This window comes from Parendozoicomonas sp. 2304DJ65-17, assembly GCF_058148445.1.
Genome location: NZ_JBYVJV010000001.1, coordinates 850,135 through 865,057, shown reverse-complemented (window position 1 = coordinate 865,057; position 14,923 = coordinate 850,135). Strand labels below are relative to the sequence as shown.

The 14,923-nt window shown below is 46.5% G+C and carries 10 protein-coding genes; 5 read left to right on the top strand and 5 right to left on the bottom strand.

Annotated features, from left to right (window positions below; genetic code table 11):
- Positions 1-57 precede the first annotated feature (57 nt).
- On the bottom strand, positions 58-1,542 hold the full coding sequence (locus tag ACY2RR_RS03930; RefSeq protein WP_490106840.1) for a hypothetical protein: 1,485 nt from the start codon (positions 1,540-1,542) through the stop codon (positions 58-60).
- 156 nt (positions 1,543-1,698) lie between these two features.
- Here ACY2RR_RS03930 and ACY2RR_RS03925 point away from each other — a divergent pair, with 156 nt between their 5' ends.
- On the top strand, positions 1,699-1,986 hold the full coding sequence (locus tag ACY2RR_RS03925; protein WP_490106839.1) for an accessory factor UbiK family protein: 288 nt from the start codon (positions 1,699-1,701) through the stop codon (positions 1,984-1,986).
- A gap of 58 nt (positions 1,987-2,044) precedes the next feature.
- On the opposite strand, the gene ACY2RR_RS03920 is transcribed toward ACY2RR_RS03925, so the two are convergent.
- Both ACY2RR_RS03920 and ACY2RR_RS03915 read right to left on the bottom strand, forming a co-directional pair.
- Entirely contained in the window at positions 2,045-2,650 is a 606-nt protein-coding gene (locus tag ACY2RR_RS03920) for an OmpA family protein (protein WP_490106838.1), read from the bottom strand.
- A gap of 65 nt (positions 2,651-2,715) precedes the next feature.
- Positions 2,716-3,645, bottom strand: a complete 930-nt coding sequence (locus ACY2RR_RS03915; protein WP_490106837.1) for a LysR family transcriptional regulator — start codon at positions 3,643-3,645, stop codon at positions 2,716-2,718.
- Positions 3,646-3,799: 154 nt separating this feature from the next.
- Between ACY2RR_RS03915 and metE the strand changes: the two genes are divergently transcribed.
- Together metE and ACY2RR_RS03905 are read left to right on the top strand one after the other, a co-directional pair.
- Positions 3,800-6,079 (top strand): 5-methyltetrahydropteroyltriglutamate--homocysteine S-methyltransferase, encoded by a 2,280-nt coding sequence (gene metE, locus ACY2RR_RS03910; protein WP_490106836.1) that lies wholly within the window; start codon positions 3,800-3,802, stop codon positions 6,077-6,079.
- 106 nt (positions 6,080-6,185) lie between these two features.
- On the top strand, positions 6,186-7,937 hold the full coding sequence (locus ACY2RR_RS03905) for a hypothetical protein (protein ID WP_490106835.1): 1,752 nt from the start codon (positions 6,186-6,188) through the stop codon (positions 7,935-7,937).
- Between the two features lie 373 nt (positions 7,938-8,310).
- Here ACY2RR_RS03905 and ACY2RR_RS03900 read toward each other — a convergent pair whose 3' ends face one another.
- Positions 8,311-8,523, bottom strand: coding sequence for a hypothetical protein (locus ACY2RR_RS03900; protein WP_490106834.1), 213 nt, complete (start codon positions 8,521-8,523; stop codon positions 8,311-8,313).
- Positions 8,524-8,583: 60 nt separating this feature from the next.
- Between ACY2RR_RS03900 and ACY2RR_RS03895 the strand changes: the two genes are divergently transcribed.
- Positions 8,584-9,738 (top strand): hypothetical protein, encoded by a 1,155-nt coding sequence (locus ACY2RR_RS03895; protein WP_490106833.1) that lies wholly within the window; start codon positions 8,584-8,586, stop codon positions 9,736-9,738.
- Positions 9,739-9,780: 42 nt separating this feature from the next.
- Here the strand turns inward: ACY2RR_RS03895 and ACY2RR_RS03890 are convergent, their stop codons facing one another.
- Entirely contained in the window at positions 9,781-11,844 is a 2,064-nt protein-coding gene (locus tag ACY2RR_RS03890; protein WP_490106832.1) for an FAD-dependent oxidoreductase, read from the bottom strand.
- A gap of 433 nt (positions 11,845-12,277) precedes the next feature.
- On the opposite strand from ACY2RR_RS03890, the gene ACY2RR_RS03885 reads away from it, so the two are divergent.
- Positions 12,278-14,923, top strand: a complete 2,646-nt coding sequence (locus ACY2RR_RS03885; protein WP_490106831.1) for an SET domain-containing protein-lysine N-methyltransferase — start codon at positions 12,278-12,280, stop codon at positions 14,921-14,923.

Sequence of the window (14,923 nt, the reverse complement as noted above, 5' to 3'; positions counted from 1 at the left end):
AAACTAGGGATTTTGCTTTTGCAGATCTTAGCGATCTGCAAAAGCAGTATGAGATAGTTATTTCGCTAATAAAATCTCCAAACTTTTACGCCATAGGTCACACTCCGAGCCTGACCGACTCTCCCAATAGGATTTAAGGCCACGATCTCCGGCTGTTGAAAACAGCCGCGCTAGCGTTTCATCGTCTGCTTTGGTAATGCCAAATTGCTTGGCAATAGTTACAAGAGAAAACAGGCTTACGTCATTCTGAAGGCTACCAGTAAATATGATAAATAGTCTGACGAACATATACTGTTGCAATACTTCCAGTGGGAATCGAGGGTTAGCTTCTGCATACCCTTTCAAAAATTCATCAATCAACTCAAAGCAGTTGGTAATATGTTCTCTATCTTTTCTGGGAATAGAATCTAAAGCCTTTTCCAATTTTTCTGAAGCCAGTTTGATTTCGTCACTGTCTCCCTCCTGAATAGCTGTAAGCAATTTGTAGTGACTGTTAATAGCATCCCATGAAAATGTTTGCGTAATAAGCTTCCAAGCGTTCAACATCCCTACTACCTGAGTAGTGATATCGGATTTCACCCTCAGTTCACCACGTGCAGGTATAAGGGAACCATGTATCAGGTTATCAAGTAGATCAATTAATACCACCTGTCCGGTCTCTGGATTGTACATGGCATTACCAGGAATACGATCCTCAAGGTGGAGGTTGTACTTCATAGCATCTATATGTTCACCTTCGCAAGCGCGGTGCTGATAATGTCCTATGGTGCGACCATAACGATTAACAGCGTTGAATACCTCTTCTTTAGGTGTACTTTCTGGAGCGTCTAACCATCTTCCGGCTATCTCACCGATATTATCTCCGGGTAAATAATCATGGACTTCAATATATGCACTTTTTGATGGTGCAAATTTAATAACACCTGAAAGCCGAGGCAAAACATAGTCCACTTCACCCGGGTGAAGGTATTGCTGAAAAAGTTGATCCAAGTTTTCGACTTGATGATTAAACTCTTCCGATCGCTGTAACTTTTCATCAGCAGGCTTAGAGTCACATCCATAAACTTTAATGAAATAGCTTTGTGATTTGGTACGACATAGAAAATAATGCTCGCTCCTTCCTCCCTTTTGTTTCAGCTGTTTAAGGGATTCGAGTTTCTCTCCGGAGACATAGCTGACGGCATCAGCTACAGCACTATCCATTGGCGTTGCCGTGCAGGCGTGACTTTGAGGAGCAACGAACAAACCTTCTGAAGTACTGTAGAAACCGGAATCACTTTCGCTAGATGGGGAACCTTCTGGATTGGTTGCAGCCGCTTCCAGATATAGAAGCCCTGTTGATGAATCATAGGGGTGCACATGTGCGAATCTTTCTTTTTGCGGGTGCTCTGTTGTTTTTAAAGTTTTCGGAATGGACTTTTCAGAGGTTGTTTCTGTTATGTGGCGTCCTGAAGTGTCCTGACCAGTTGGAGTACGAGGGTGATTGTGCTCAGGAGGAGGGTTAGCGGAAGCTTTCTCACCACCTTCTAGACGACGGGGCATTTCACAGTCCTTGTGAATGTATTTCACTTATCGGAAGTCTAGGAGTTTCGGATAAACTTGCAACCGTATCTCCTACCTTCTGAGGATTGTTCTTTGACGGGGGTATGTGCCCTAGGTATTCTGCGTACCAGAAAATATTCGGGATGTGGGGAGACTATGATTGATAAAGCAGCTTTTATCGGAACCGTTGCTGGAAAACTACAGGATATTGTCAGTCAGGGCCCAGGCCAGCCGTTAAAAGAAGATTTTGAGCGGAATGTCAAAGCTGTTCTGACCAATGCTTTCAGCAAGATGGAACTGCTGACCCGCGAAGAGTTTGAAGGTCAGGCGGCAGTTCTTCAGCGTACCCGGGAGATGGTTGAAGCTCTCGAGAAAAGAGTTGCTGAACTGGAAAAACAGGCTCCTGTAGCTGAATTAAGCACAGAAAGTGCCAGCGAAGAGTAACTCGCCTCGGTATTATGGAAAGCCGTCTTTTCTGACGGCTTTCTTTATAGCTGGTTCATTACTTCTCTGATGTTATAAACAGTTCTACACGTCTGTTCTGGGCGTGACTCTTTTCATCATTACCCCGCGTCAGTGGCCGTTCGCTGCCATAACTTGCCAGTTTTATACGCTTTTTATCGATACCCTGTTCCTGAAGAAATGAAGCAACAGATTGTGCTCGGCGCATGCCCAGCCCTTTGTTGTAATTCAGTGTGCCTCGCTCATCGGCATGGCCTTCAATCATAATCGTTCCTGGCATGGCTTTAAGCTGGGGAGCCAGAGCTGCTAATTCTGTGCGGGCATCATAGCTGAGAGAGGCTTGATTAAAGCCAAAGTGAAAAACGGCATCTATTTCTTCAATGGTAACTGTTTCTTCTTTTATCAGCTGTTCTATTTCTTTTTCATGAGCCTTCTCTGCTCCAGGAATAGTTAAACCCGAAGGTGGCATTTCAGCCATCCCATCTGCACCAGTGCCTTTATATGTCTCCGGTGGTGTTACCAGCGGTGGTTCAACGGGCAACTCTTCTGGTTTGGTGTTTTCATCCCGGCAGCCCACCAGAGTAGCGCTGAGAATAAGACAGATGACAACCGAAGCTGAATGCAACAAACGATTATACAAAGCCATGGACGCCTACCCGAGAACCGTGAATCAACGGTCACAAGGATAGACCTATTACTCATTAACTGCTTTTAAGCCGGCCTCACACCATCCAGCCGGGCAAAGCTGGTTTCTTTTGCGGTTTCGATAAAGTCCATCATATAGGGCTGACCTTTATGTTCTGTGCGAATGGCTGCGTACAGTGTGCACCAGATACCTTTCTCCCCCAGCTTTCGCGTTTGGATATGGCTTTTATCCAAATACTCGGCCAGAGCCCAGTTTGGCAAAGCGCAAACACCTCTCTGGCTGGCAACCAGCTGCAGCATCATGAGTGTGAGTTCCACGGTGCGAATGGCTTCAGGCTCGATATTGGCAGGGTCCATAAAATCCCGGAACACGGCCAAACGTTCGTGCTCAACCGGATAGGTAATCAATATTTCCGGTTCCAGATCTTTTGGTTCAATCCACTCTTTTTCTGTCAGAGGGTGGCGGCGGGAAATGGCCAGCAACATTTCGTACTGGAACAGTGGGATGTATTCCAGCTCTGGACTGTTCATGGGATCTGAGGTAATAACCAAGTCGAGCTCTCCACGAGACAGGGCAGGTAGAGGAGCAAAGTTGAAGCTGCTGGCAAAGTCCATTTCCACTTCTGGCCAGTGTTCTCTGTAGCGATCGATTGTGGGCATTAACCACTGAAAACAACTATGGCATTCAATCGCCATGTTCAAACGGCCGGACTCTCCTCCTGCCAGCCTTAGTAAATCCTGCTCAGCAAGGCGAACTTGTGGAAGTAGCTCATCAGCCAATGTCAGCAAACGCAGCCCTGCAGTTGTGAAACGTGGAGGTTTGGTTTTGCGAACAAACAGCTCCATGTCAATGCGAGATTCCAGCTCTTTGATCTGGTGGGAGAGTGCTGATTGGGTGAGGTGCAGCATGCGTGCAGCCTCAACCAGGCTTCCGGTTTGCCTGAGTGCATGGAGGGTTTTCAGGTGATGCAGGCCTAAACCAATCTGGGAACTCATGGTTGGTATTTCGTTGTTATCTGTTTTAGTAGAGATTTTATATTAATTTTTCTCACTTTAAAGTTGAAAATAATGAGTTTGATTCAAATTGAGTGATATTCCACACTTTCTTAATTCCAGAAAAATACTCAGACATTTTCACTGGGGAGGGAAAATGGCGGTATCACACAATTTGGGATTTCCCAGAATAGGCGCAAACCGGGAATTGAAGAAAGCCCAGGAAGCTTACTGGAAGGGTGAGCTTTCCCAAAATGAGTTGCTTGAAGAGGGTAAGCGACTCAGAGCTTTGCATTGGGACGTTCAACAACAAGCGGGATTGGATTTGATCCCGGTGGGTGACTTCGCCTGGTACGATCAGGTTCTTAATCATTCCTTAATGTTAGGCGCTGTTCCCAAACGTTTTGTCCAGGATGGAATCGATCCCAGTGATATCGACACACTGTTTCGCATAGCTCGCGGTCGTGCGCCCAGCGGTCAGCCTGCAGCGGCCAGTGAAATGACCAAATGGTTTGATACCAACTATCACTATATAGTGCCTGAGTTGCGTAAAGGGCAGACGTTCAACCTTTCTAACCGCTCAATCATTGAAGAAACCAAAGAGGCTCTGGCCTTAGGTCATAAGGTAAAACCTGTTCTTGTTGGCCCGCTTACCTGGCTCTGGTTGGGTAAGGTAAAAGGGGACAATTTCGACCGGCTCACACTTCTGGACGATGTTGTTAATGTTTATGGAGAAGTGTTGTCAGAACTTGCGGAACTGGGCGTGGAGTGGGTGCAGATTGATGAACCCATTGCTGTTCTGGATGTGCCCACTGAATGGCAGCAGGCCTTGGAATCTGTGTATAACCGTTTGCAGAGCACCAAGGTCAAAATCCTTCTGGCGACTTATTTTGGTGGCTTGAATGGCCATGCAGCACTGGTTACCAGTTTGCCGGTAGCTGGTATTCATATTGATGCGGTGCGAGCTCCTGAAGAAATCATCACTCTGGTGGACCGTGTTTCGCCTCATACTGTTTTGTCTGTTGGTGTGGTGAATGGCAGAAATATCTGGCGGGCAGATATCAGTAAGGTTCTTGAAACCCTGCAGTTTGCCTCAGAGAAACTGGGGGACAGATTATGGGTTGCTCCCAGTTGCTCTTTGCTGCACGTTCCCGTTGATCTGGACAACGAAAATAAACTGGATGATGAACTGAAAGGCTGGTTAGCCTTTGCAAAACAAAAGTGTGAAGAAGTTTCCGCTATTAGCGCAATTATTAATGGAGAGGCAGACGACAAAGCTCTGGCTTTGAAGAAAGCTTCAGATCAGGTTGCTGAACAGCGTAGAGTATCTGCACGTATTCATGACCCGAATGTTCAAAATCGGGTACAGGCCATCAGTGCTGAAATGGATAAGCGTCATTCGTCTTATGAGGCGCGTGCACAGGTTCAGAAGCAGGCTTTAAATCTGCCACTGTATCCAACCACAACAATTGGTTCATTTCCGCAAACCACAGAGATTCGCCGGGTTCGTAGATTATTCAAAAAAGGTGAGCTTGCTGAAGCGGATTATCAGGCTTCTATGGAAGCGGAAATCAAAGATGCGGTGGCTCGTCAGGAACAGCTTGGCCTTGATGTTTTGGTTCATGGTGAAGCCGAACGTAATGACATGGTCGAATACTTTGGTGAACAGCTGAAAGGCTTTGCGTTTACCGCTAACGGCTGGGTACAAAGCTATGGCAGTCGCTGTGTAAAACCGCCGGTGATTGTTGGTGATATTTCCCGCCCTGAACCGATGACCGTTGAGTGGAGCGCATTTGCCCAGCAGCAAACAAAACAGCCAATGAAAGGTATGCTGACCGGCCCCGTAACGATTCTGTGCTGGTCATTCCCCCGTGAAGATGTGGACAGAAAAGAATCATGTCTTCAACTGGCTCTTGCTCTTCGGGATGAAGTTGTTGATCTGGAAAAAGCCGGTATTGGAATTATTCAGATTGATGAACCAGCCATACGGGAAGGTTTGCCTCTTAAGAAAAGAGACTGGCCTGCCTATCTGAACTGGGCAACCCAGAGCTTCCGGATTTCTGCCAGTGGAGTGGAAGACAAAACCCAGATCCACACTCACATGTGTTACAGCGAGTTTAACGACATTATTGAATATATCGCCTCAATGGATGCCGATGTCATTACTATCGAAACATCCCGTTCTGATATGGAATTGCTTGATGCCTTCGAGAAGTTCCATTATCCCAATGAAATTGGTCCAGGGGTTTACGATATTCATTCGCCCAATGTTCCGGAAAAAGAATGGATGAAACAGCTGATGTTGAAGGCTGCGGAAAAAATTCCTGCCGAACGGTTGTGGATAAACCCAGACTGCGGCCTGAAAACCCGTGGCTGGCCAGAGGTGGAAGCCGCTCTGGCTAATATGGTTTCAGTTGCCAAAGAACTTCGCGCTTAATATGTGCGGCCCGACAACTTTGCCTAACTGTCTTGTTATCAAAGCTCCTGCCTAACTTCTCCTTTCAGCTGTCCAATGGTTTTATTATTGCCAATGGGAGGGGATCATGGCGTACGGATTTGGTTATGCACCAGACTATCGACCACCATATATAGGGCCTGATTTAAGAAGGCAGCTGGAGCAGGAAAGAAGGCGGCAGCGCGGACTAGAGAGACAAATTCGTCAAAGAACTGAAGTCATAAGAATTCCTCGTCGACACACCTTTAAGGAGAGGTCCTGGCTTTGGTTGAAGGGCAGCTTTATGAATACCGTTCACCAGTGGGGCTCTCCTCGTAATATCAAAATAGTATCTGTTGGTGCAGGAATGCTGGCTGGTTATGCCGGTTATCTGTGTGGAAGTGTCTGTTCCCAGTTTTTCAAATTTCTTGGAGAGAGCTTTGGCGGGCAACTTCTGGGTGGAGCCATTGGCAGCTTGAGTGGTTTTGTCGTTTATAAGGGTATTAAAAGCCTGTCCAGTCAACTATCGGCACACTGCTCAATTGGAGACATTAAGCATGGTATGAGTCTTATGAAAGATAATCCTTATTTTAAGAAACTCTGCGCCCATAAATCCAAAGCCTTAGTGAAAGCATTTTTCCGTAATACCTATGTTGAAGATAGTGTTCGCGAAGCAGGAGAGCGCTTGCAGATTAATCATGTGCAGGAGCTCATTGCGGAATATCTGGAAGATATTTTTGATAAACACCCAAACCTGAAGAATCGAAGCAGTGATACTCAGCTGTCTTACATCGCTGAATTAATAAAGAGAGATTTGGCTCACTACCTGGATAGTAAAGACGAAGGGGGAAATGCAGGTTCTCTTTTCCATGAGTTGCTTGCTCAAACATCACGCCTGTTACGCACTGGTGGGCCTGAAGGAGTACTGGTTGCTGTTGCCAAATCTGTTATCGATGAAGTTTTTCCTGATGAAAAAGCTGACCGGTTCTATGAATGTATGCTTAAGACAATGCCTGGTGCTTCAACGGCGGGGGTGTTACATGGGTTGCTGAACCACTTGATTCGCCCGGCAATGTGGAAGTTATCTTTAAAGGATCAGGTGCATATTGGAGAGGCAAACCCCTATGTCTTTGAAGTTTTGCAGAAAGCTATTTTGGATCATTTGAGAGAAGGTATTAGGCGTAGGCGCAGCGAAAGAGCGCATTTAAAAGCTGTAACAAGTGTTTCAGAGAATGCAGCATACAGCCCATATCAGCAGTGTGAACCAGCCGAACCACAGGCTAAACATTCAGGCAAGAAGCGCAGGGAACCGACATCACAACCGGCAGCTGTGAAGAAAAGAGGTGTTGTAAAAGAAACAGCTACTGACTCCAGAGTGGAAAAGCTTGAAATCCCTTCAGATTTACTGAACACACTTCTCTCCCAAGATAGGTGCAAAGAGAGAAAACAGTTTCTTAAGAAGTGTTTTGAACGTATTCAGAACCGGGTGCACTGGGGAGATGTCCGGTTGGTCAGCTCCGCAGGAAAGGGATGGATTGCCAGAGATGAAAACCATGGGGAGGATACGCAGATTTATCATGTGTCTGCGGGAATCAAGAATAGAGGTGAAAACCAAAACGCGACGGTGTTATTTACTAGAAATGGTTACCGGGTTGAGCCAATTGCCATTGCCGTGCATACCGACAGGAGTTCTTCGGAGTACAGGTTGATAACAACATTTGGCCATTGGGCGGTGAGTGATAACACCTTCAACCTTTCTCAGCCTTTCTGGGCCGTTAAGTCTCTCCAGCCAGAGGAAGAACCAAATAGTGCGCCAATGACGGCGGCTACGAGAACTTCACCAATGTCATCCCTGCTTTAAGACATAACAACGGCTAGCTTTGTCTTATCAAGTACTGAGCAGTATGTCAGAACAAATAACAAACTCTTCCTGTTGAATCAGGTCAAAGTCTCTCTTACAGGGTTCAGAGAGACTTATGTCCTATCAATACAGAATTCGTATGGGAGCAGACAAAGCACCCTTGCCCAGAACTGTCGCAAGGAGGCAAAAGAAGCTCCGTGATAAGCAAGCGAAAGAGCAACGTGAAGATCAGGTTCTGGAAAAAAACATACGATCCATCATCAATGAGAGTATTTCAAAAATATATTACCCCTTCGAATATCGACTGCGGCAGATACAAGGGTGGTTCTATGAACAAGGCCTCCAGCTATCAGAACGAAAAATAACGGTTGTTTCAGGTGCTGCAGGGGTGGCGATGGGAGGAGTTGGCTATTTCCTGTCCGGATACCTTGGGTCGCTCACTGGAAATGCCTCTCTGGGACTCATTGGAAGAGTAATAAGCAGCACAGCCATAGGTGGAGTATGCAGTTGTACCTGCCTGGTTTTCATGAAGGTGTGCACGAGGTCTATAAAACTTCTGTTCGGGGAACAATCTATAAAGTTGCATCGCAGGATGCTCCAGAGAAATACACATTTCCAGGTGCTTAAAGAGCTCTGCTCGGCGGATATGATTCGGACATATCTCCGACGTTTATATATCCCGGAAAGTGTGAAAGGCGCTCTTCAACGATTGGATGTTACGCAGTTTCAGGAGCTTATAGCTGAGTACCTGGATGATCTTTTCGTAAGGCACCCCAATATGGCTTATAAGACCGGAAAGGAACAACTGAGGGAGCTTTGTGTTTGTATGCAGCAGGATCGTGACTCTTTCCTGGCTAAGCAACAGACCTCTGAAGGTGTTGAAAGCTTTTATGAAGATCTTATTGAGGTGGCAGCAGGGTGTTTAAGTAATGTTACCAACCCTCTGAATGTTATGTATGCAACGAAAGGGGCCTTGGAGTGGGTGTTAAAAGATAACCCTGTTGCGAATGTTGAGTATCAGACAATGAGAGAGACTCTCCCATGTACTTATGAGATGGGTTTTCTGAACGCGATTCTTGCTGAGTTGATTTTTCTTGAAGGTGATCGAGTACCACAAGAGGAATTACTTGAAAAAAGTGAGGCTCATCCCTTTGTAGTTGAGGTCTTGCAAAATGCCGTCATAAATTACCTCAAAAGAAAAGTAGCCGGTATTCATTCGGGTGAGGCTGCTAGTGAAACAAGCCGATCATCCAGAGAATCTGCTTCAGAATTAGCTGTTGGCAAGGTGGGTGGGTCGTCATCCAAAAAAAGACGCAGTAAGAAAACATCATTTAAACAAGAGCCTGTTGTACCGAAGTTAAGTTCACAAGCTGCTAGTCGTACGGTACTTGAGCCACTTGAGCTGGATACTCAGTTACGGGCAAATGTTCTGGCTAGATCAGACAGTACACAACGAAATCAGTTTATTCGTAAGTGTTTTGAGCGTATTGAAAACTGTTGTCACTGGGATGATATAAGACTTATCAGCACGATTGGTAACGACTGGGTGGCAGTGAATCATCAAACCGGTGTTTCTTCACCGGTGTATCACATGTCTTCCGGTATTAAGGGAAAAGGTGATGTAAATACCGCGACCATTCTCTTTACCCGGGAAGGAAGTAAAGTCGAACCCATAGCGATTGCTGCGCACACGGGAAGACATTCATCGGAATATCGAATTGTTCAGCCTTTGGGAGACTGGAATCTTAAAGAAAAAGTTGTTGATCTCAATAAGCCTCTGCGGGTTGAGAAAAGAGCATGATGCATTGTGAAGACACATCATGCTCTCTTAGCAAGGTTGAGATTAAAGCGCCGCAGCCAGCTCACTGGCTAACTTGATAGCACGTTTGGCATCCAGCTCTCCGGCCAGCTCTGCGCCACCAACCAGATGCAGGCTAAAGTTGCTGTTCTGCTCCTGCTCAAGTTCTTTGTGAAGCTTGTTCACACTCACCTGACCTGCGCACAGCACGACATGATCCACATCCAGAATCCGTTGTTCTTTCACTTCTTCACCCTGCTTACCGGTGGTGATAGTGATATGCAGACCTTCGTCATCAACCTTGTCGTAAGACACACCGCCAATAGTTTCAACGCCTTTCATCTTCACAACGGCACGGTGAACCCAGCCGGAGGTTTTATTCAAACCTTTACCGAAAGATGATGATTTACGCTGCAGCATGTAAACCTTGCGTGGAGATGGTTCGATGTCAGCTTTCACAAGACCGCCGCGCACTTCGTTGCCACCATCAACTCCCCACTCTTTCATCCAGGCTTCTTTATCCAGAGTAATGGATTTGCCTTCGTGGGTAAGATATTCACACATATCAAAACCAATACCGCCAGCACCCATAACGGCTACTTTCTTACCGAGCTCAACATCTGTGCTTAGCACTTCCTGATAAGTGACAACCTTTGGATGATCAACGCCCGGCATATCAGGAATACGTGGCTCCACACCGCTGGCAATAATGATGTCATCAAAACCGGCAGCCTTAAGCTCTTCAGAGGACACCCAGGTGTTCAGTTTCAGATCGATATTGTGAACTTCAATTTGCTTGAGGTAGTAGCGAATGGTTTCGCGGAATTCTTCTTTGCCGGGAATCATGCTGGCGTAGTTAAACTGTCCGCCAATCTCGCCACGGGCTTCAAACAAAGTCACCTTATGGCCACGCTGTGCAGCAACAGTTGCACAGGCAAGGCCAGCAGGACCAGCACCAACAACAGCAACTTTGCGAGCATTCAGAACAGGCGTATACAACAGTTTGGTTTCATGGCCTGCACGAGGATTCACCAGACAGCTGGCACGTTTGCCCTGGAAAGTATGATCCAGGCAAGCCTGGTTACAGGCGATACAAGTGTTGATCTCGTCAGCCCGGCCTTCAGCGGCCTTGTTTACCCACTCTGAGTCGGCAAGGAATGGGCGAGCCATGGAAATCATATCGGCAGTGCCACCGGCAACAATCTCTTCAGCAACATCTGGCATATTGATACGGTTGGAAGCCACAACCGGAATGCTGACTGATGACTTCACTTTGGCTGTAACATCAGTAAATGCGGCACGGGGAACCGACGTCACGATGGTTGGAACACGGGCTTCGTGCCAGCCGATGCCGCTGTTGATAATTGTTACGCCGCGCTTTTCCAGTTCCTGTGCCAGCTGAATAACTTCTTCAATCGTTGAACCGCCTTCCACAAGGTCAAGCATGGACAGGCGGAACATAATAATAAAGTCAGTACCAACTGCTTCACGAACCTGACCAACAACCTCCAGCGCAAAGCGAATACGGTTCTCATACGAACCACCCCATTCATCATCTCGGTGATTGGTTCGCTTGTTAATCATCTGGCAGATGAAATAGCCCTCGGAACCCATAATTTCTACACCATCATAACCAGCTTTTTTCGCAAGCTTGGCGCAGCGCACATAGTCGTCGATGGTTTTGTAAATGCCCTTGGTACTCAGCTCTCTGGGCTTGAACATGGAGATAGGAGATTTAATAGCAGTCGGCGCTACGTTAAATGGTGTATAGCCGTAGCGACCTGCGTGAAGAATCTGCAGCAAAATTTTGCCACCAGCATCGTGAACAGCTTTGGTCACCTTTTTGTGGAAAGGCACCTGCCAGTTGCTGATCAATTTGGAGCCAAATGGCAGAAGGTCACCCTCACGGTTAGGGGCAAAACCGCCAGTTACCACAAGGCCTGCGCCTCCCCGGGCACGCTCGGCAAAGTACTCAGCCATTTCCCCAAAATGCCAGGGACGATCTTCCAGACCAACGTGCATAGAGCCCATCATGACCCGGTTTTTCAGGGTGGTAAAACCAAGATCCAGAGGTTCCATGATCTTTGGATAGGGTGTGTTGCTGCTCATCTGGCTTATCTCTTTTGTTATTTCGGCATACGGTCATGACTGCCAGAGAATATAGGGGGGCGCAGAACAGAGGTAAATGATCAAAAAAGGCAGATTGCTGTCTAAAAATGACAGCAGAATTGCTGTCACAGGGGTTAGCTTCACTGATAAAGGCCGGCTGATTCTGAGTTTAATAGATGAAGAACTGTCAGAAGTACATTCCTTTGCAAGTGGAATGTTTATGTACTCCGATAGAATGAGATCGTTTGACAGCCCTCCAGCCACCAAACGCAGAAGAGATAGCAGCCCTGACGATTGGAGAGATAGAAGCTTCAGTCGTACAACTCGGCAGACCTGGGATTGCCCGAAGAGAGAACAGAGGTACCGGGGGCGAAAAATAGACAGACTCCAAAAAGGAAGCCGCCGTCAGGAACGGGGAAGGCAACAACACCGTATGTCTGACACTCGTCTAACAGATGGTGAGATGTTGCGCTTAAAGGGAGAACTGTCTCCAAAGTTGGAGCAGGCCAAAAGAGCAATATGTAAGCTCGAATATCACGAAGCCAATACTTACATTCAGCAGGCCTACGGCTGTTTGCCAAGAGGTCGTAAGATTAATGCCTCGGATCTGCCTGAGATGCATGAAATGCGCGATTTAGCCAAAGCCTGTGGTTTTGGTATCAAGCTCGAGACAGCGCTGACCAAAATGCAAGATCGGTGCGTCATGACAATGGAGTTTAAAGGTCGGCTTCATCAGGATTATAAGAATGCAGATCTTCCTAAGGATGACAGTGGTCACGTTGTTACGCTTGGACGACAACATGGGCTTTTGGTTAGACATAATTATGATCAGGCTTTCAATTACGCCAAGCATATTCTTCTCGGTGAGCACCAGAAAAGTGGCGACTTGAACCTGCGGAAAAGAAGCTGGTGTGAAGCCTTACAAATACTCACTACGATTTTAAGACTTCGACACCCTCCCAGTGATTTGCACCTGCCTTTATGGCAAATGTGGCTGGATTTGATTGATCTTGGAAGCGCTCTCAATATCACAGGAGACCATGCGACGGATTGTTATACCGATCGCTTACGTGAGGCTATAACGTCATCATCTCCAGAGAACCTTTCAAGAAAGCTGGCTAGCGAATGCCGGGATATTCTGACCGCTGAGAAACCCCATTGGACACGTCGAAAAACTCTGGAACTGGTTTTATCTCTTGTTCGGCTAAAGAGAGAGTATCAGGAAAAGGGAAGCAGTCATCAGGTGACTGAGTTGCAAACCATTACCGCCCCTCTTGCCTTGGTTTTATTAGGGCCTTGGGCAGGCCAGATTGAAAAGGTCGCGCATCATACACGTAAGTTGATGGATTTAAGGCCGCCTGTTGAACTGATGCGAGAAACCCTTTTTGATGTTTTTTTCCATTATCAATATTTAGCGGGTTCTGGCAGGCGAGGTCAGGAAGCAGACCTGAAACTTCTGCATGGTTTGGAAACGCAGTTTGAAAAAATTTATGGTCAGGCATTGTCTGATGAATACTGTGAAGCATTATCACTATATGAACACGAGCAGTTTGACGCGTGTGCTGACAAGTTGTCCAGGCGCATAAGCCGGAGAGTTCTGAGTGAACATGATCGCTTCGCTCTTCGCTGCGACACCATGCTCTATGTAAAAGCAATTTTGGATCAAAGAGAAAGTGTTTTAAGACAGGCTGGCGAGTGTGAGGAGAATGAAAAAGGCGAGGAAGCCAAAAAGCTCTACAAATTTGCTACGCAACTGACAGAAATCGCACGAAAGGAACTGGAAAGAGTAAAAACCGTTTGGCAGAACGGAATTGATAAAGGAATCCTTTTGGCACAGTTAGGGATGTATGAGCGTGCCTGCGCCACCTTATCTCAGACTCTCACTGAATCTTTGAAAGAGAATAGAGATATTGAATATATCGGTTTGTGGCATATCGACTCTGTGAGAATGATGCTGGAGAAACTGAAGCAAGGTCAGGACATTATTGATGTTGTGAAATGCCCTGCACTCTGTGCGCAAGCAACAGAACAGTATCTTCAAGATAAGGCTTTGGAAGAGCAAAAAGGGGGTAGGTATCTGGCTGCTCTGCAAGCCCAGTTAAGCTCCTTGAAAGAAACTCTTGATACGGCTTATTCAAAACTGCAGGAAGCTTTGGATCGGGAAAAGAAAAGCAAGGCCAAACAGTCACAATATCTGAGAGATAAACTTCTTGCTGAAACCCGAGAAAAGAAAGCGGTACGGGAACAATCCCGAGCGCTCTCAGAGCACGAAAAGCTTGAAAGCCAGCTTGAAGGCGTCAAAGAAGAACTGGATGCTAAACAATTATTACTGGAAGAAAAAGAACAGCTGGCTGCTGCGTTCAGAAGCAGCTACCTACATTTCAAACAGCTATTAGCTCGTGCGGAAATCGATAAAGTTTCCGCAAACAAAATGCTTACACAGGTACAAAAACAACTGATGCAGGTACAGAGATCGGGCCATAAAAAGTGGCGCCTGTATCCTGGCCCCAGTCAAAACAAAGCAGCAGGTCAGGGTCTTATGGCAGGTGAGCCAATATCTGGCGGCCGCCACCTTGATGATTATAAGGGAGAAGAGCGGTTCAGGGTTTTTGTACCTCATACCAAAAAGTGGGCTGTTTATCGGATAGGAAAAGATAATAAACCGGAGTTTATTCAAGACGACACCTATATTCTCTGGATACAAAAAGACTCTGAGGCGGAAGCTATTGAAGCGTCTCTGGCTGGGGGAGGAAGGCTGGTTTTAGCAAAAGGTGTAGAAGGGAAGAATAAACTTCGATTTATTAATCACAGCAAAGACAACAATGTTGAAGTGTTTGTGACAGAAGAAGGTGATCTGTCATTAATCACAACTCGCAATATTGCCGCGGGTGAAGAGCTTCACTGGGATTACAACCCGTTCCGTGAAGATGTTTGTTTTGGTGGAAAGAAGGATCATATCGAGATGTACCCGGAAAGGTACATCACGTTTGATGAAGATAATAAGCCGATAATGAAAGTACCGCTGAGAAAAAAACGCTGGGATGAAGAAGGCCGTCAACCCGGAAGCAACTGGCGTTAA